General features: G+C 51.1%; 1 protein-coding gene. It reads right to left on the bottom strand.

Annotated elements, in window-relative coordinates; genetic code table 11:
* Nucleotides 1-482: 482 nt before the first annotated feature.
* The gene (locus QUB35_RS38745; RefSeq protein WP_333148358.1) at nucleotides 483-2,117 is read right to left on the bottom strand and encodes an MBL fold metallo-hydrolase; all 1,635 of its coding nucleotides are present in this window, start codon (nucleotides 2,115-2,117) and stop codon (nucleotides 483-485) included.
* Nucleotides 2,118-2,904: the final 787 nt, after the last annotated feature.

The raw sequence follows: 2,904 nt of genomic DNA, 5'->3' as shown, positions 1-2,904 counted from the left end.
CCGTCCAAAAAGGACGGGCGGGACGCCCATCCCACAATAACAATTAAAATTGTAAGTTATTTAATTCGCGATCCTAAGTACACAGTAGTGTGAACAAACCTGACGGTCAACTGAGTACAGTTAGACTGCAGGCTTCTTTTTCCTTTTTTTCAAAGGCTTTTTATAGTGAGGTAGTTCCACCCCCACTTGCCAATATAGTATCAGAGTATTTCCAGATTATCAAGGGATATACAGAAATAATTGTCGCTTTGGATACCTACACCCGACGAGCCTTTCATCACGCTCGGTAATTCCCAACGGGGTACTTCGCGCAGCGCTCAGATTAATCCCCTTTAAATATACCGAGGGACTTCCCGGCTGGTAGTTAAAAATTCAATACGCGACAGCTTACCCCTGCTGAAACCGGGTTTTTTGTCTGGGTGCGTCCAGAACTGTTCTTTTGTTTTCTTTGCCTGCAGGCTGGTTTCGATGTGCCCGACAGCTTATTCGCCGTCTGTTTCGCCATCTAGGAAAAGTTCCGACTCCGGTATCGCTTTAAACACCGGACAGAAACCGTCGGGGGTAACTTTAAAGCCAAACAAAGCACTGGACTGGTTCCAACAGCGCTGGCTGCGGTAGTGCTGGCAATTGCCGCAGCATTCGAGGTTGGCCTGAACGGCGCTGCCTTGAAAAAGGAGTTCCCGCTGGGAGATGCCCCGCAGTACCAGTTCTTCGCCTTGCCAGCGCGCTTCTACCAAACCGGTATCGGCAAAATTGGCCCACCGAGGATCGGCTGTAATCGGACTCGGCAAGCTAATTGCTACCTCTGTCCCCAATTCGCTGAGTTCTCCCTCATAGTTAGTTTCTGGGATAGCGGGCTGCAAAAACATTTCCCCGATCGGCAATTCGACAAGTGTTCCGGCCGCCGGAGTGTGCAACTGGTAGCGGTTTCGCAGCTCGTCCAAGTTAGCCAAGTCAGCCAAATATGCAGGGGAACCGTGGAGTAAAATTACGTGCTGGGGACGCAAATTGTGGATGAGTTGGGTCGTCCCCGGCCCGTCGCAGTGTTCGGCTAGCAGATAAGTTTCGACACTTGTGACTCCAAATAGGGGCCTGTTGCCCAGCCAGTCGGTGACGGGATATCCTGGTTTTTGAGGGGCGAGCAAAATCCAAGGATTTGTGCCATCGGCAACATACAAACCCAAATCAGCTAACTTGTCTGTAATTACAATACAGGGCGTGGCTCCCAATCCGGGGCGCTGTTCGGCAGACAGCCGGCGGACGCGGGGTTTCACCCTTTCGTCCCAAAATAAAGGTTGGTGCAGAGCAAAATTTTGGACGGCGGTGGGAAATTGGGGTAACAGTTCCAGATAAGCGTCGCACCCGTCGGCGACAGTGCCGTCCACCCAAATATCCAAGTCGCGGCCAGTAAAGTAGTGGTGACTGCGGAGCAGCATCAGCATTTCTTGGCCCAAACCAAGGGCCGGCGCGGGCAGCAGTACCGAGTAACCGTCGGCGATGGCGCGGTGGATGCGATCGGCTAACTGATTTTCTAGTTGTCGGCGGTGAGGGTGGCGCGCCGTGCCGTAACTGCCTTCCAAAATTAACACATCCGGCTTCATGCCCCTGAGTTCTCCCAGGGGCAAACCTTCCACCAAACGAGAATTCGACAGGAAAAAGTCGCCGGTGTAAACCACGGTGTAGGTGCGGTGTGGGGCTGCATAAGTCAGCAGCACAGTCGCCGCTCCGGGCAAATGACCCGACGGGAACAACTGTACGCTCAGTCCAGGGCGCACTTCGAGCGGCGACTGCCAGGGCAGTCCCTTACAGAACCGGGACTCTGGCTGCTGAGCCACTTCTGGCCAGTTGAGCGGTAGCAGTCGCGCTGTCACTTCGCTGGCGTAAATTGGCAAGTGGGGGAAAGATTGATGGAGCGCTAGCAAGCCTCTGGCATGATCGGAGTGGGCGTGGGTACACACCACAAAATCGGCTGGCAGCGATCGATTTAGTGTCGCTGATAGCGGTGCAATATCCTCTACACCGCAGTCGAGTAAAATGCGGTGCGGCCCCATTCGGACTAGCAGACAGACCCCTTCCTGTGCGTGGCCTGCGCCGTAAGGTAAACAATCGAGATCCATCACTGCGGTTAGCTCCCTGCTTTGCACGCAACTTGCAGTATCGCCACTTTTAAACATTGGTTGCGACTGCATTCATTCGATCGAGTTGAGTCTCGGACGCTGAAACCGGGTTTGATGAACGAAAACACTTTGTTGCCGCCCTCGCTCCCGGTAAAAAAACCCGGTTTATCCAAGTTTTGGTGCGTAAGCCCTGGAGCTAAATGTTTGCTCGAAGGCTCCGGCTCTCGTGCAAGGAAAGTAATTGCACTTAAGATTTGATGCAGCGCCAAGAAGGCGATTTTCCGAAAGCCTTGGCCGGACGGGCATTGGGCCTTCGACAAAGTTCAGGCTACTGGTTCTGGCATCAAAAGTTACATTTTATTGCACCATGTAAGAGCAGCGAACTCGATCTCATATTCTGAGTTTTAAACCTTTTTCCACAATTTGTGCCTGCTAAAAGCTAGTCTTTTTTATGAGAAGATTTTAATTCAGATGTGCCAATATCTTGATAAAACTTTACAATTCTTCATTTTTCTGGTTTTGAGGGCCGTGTATTGTCCAATCTGAAAAAGGGAGAACCAGCATCGTGCTAGCTAACTCCTTTTGTCAGTGCAGAGAGAGACTTTATGAGTTTGATCGGTTTCTTTGTAAAAGTTTGATACATTCTTCTAAGTAAACCTTCTGGCTATCGAGGAGAGAGTGTGAACGAACCTGACGGTCAACTGAGTACAGTTAGACCGCAGGCTTCTTTTTCCTTTTTTTTCTCATGCTTTTTTGAGTGACGGAGTTCCCCCGCCACTTTTGTAAC

This window comes from Microcoleus sp. B13-B6, assembly GCF_036705405.1.
GTDB lineage: Bacteria > Cyanobacteriota > Cyanobacteriia > Cyanobacteriales > Microcoleaceae > Microcoleus.
This window is presented reverse-complemented; position numbering and strand designations above follow the sequence as displayed.

What these genes read in the sequence shown, in the direction of transcription:
- QUB35_RS38745 (WP_333148358.1), bottom strand. Translation starts at nt 2,117, where the DNA reads ATGGATCTCGATTGTTTACCTTACGGCGCAGGCCACGCACAGGAAGGG.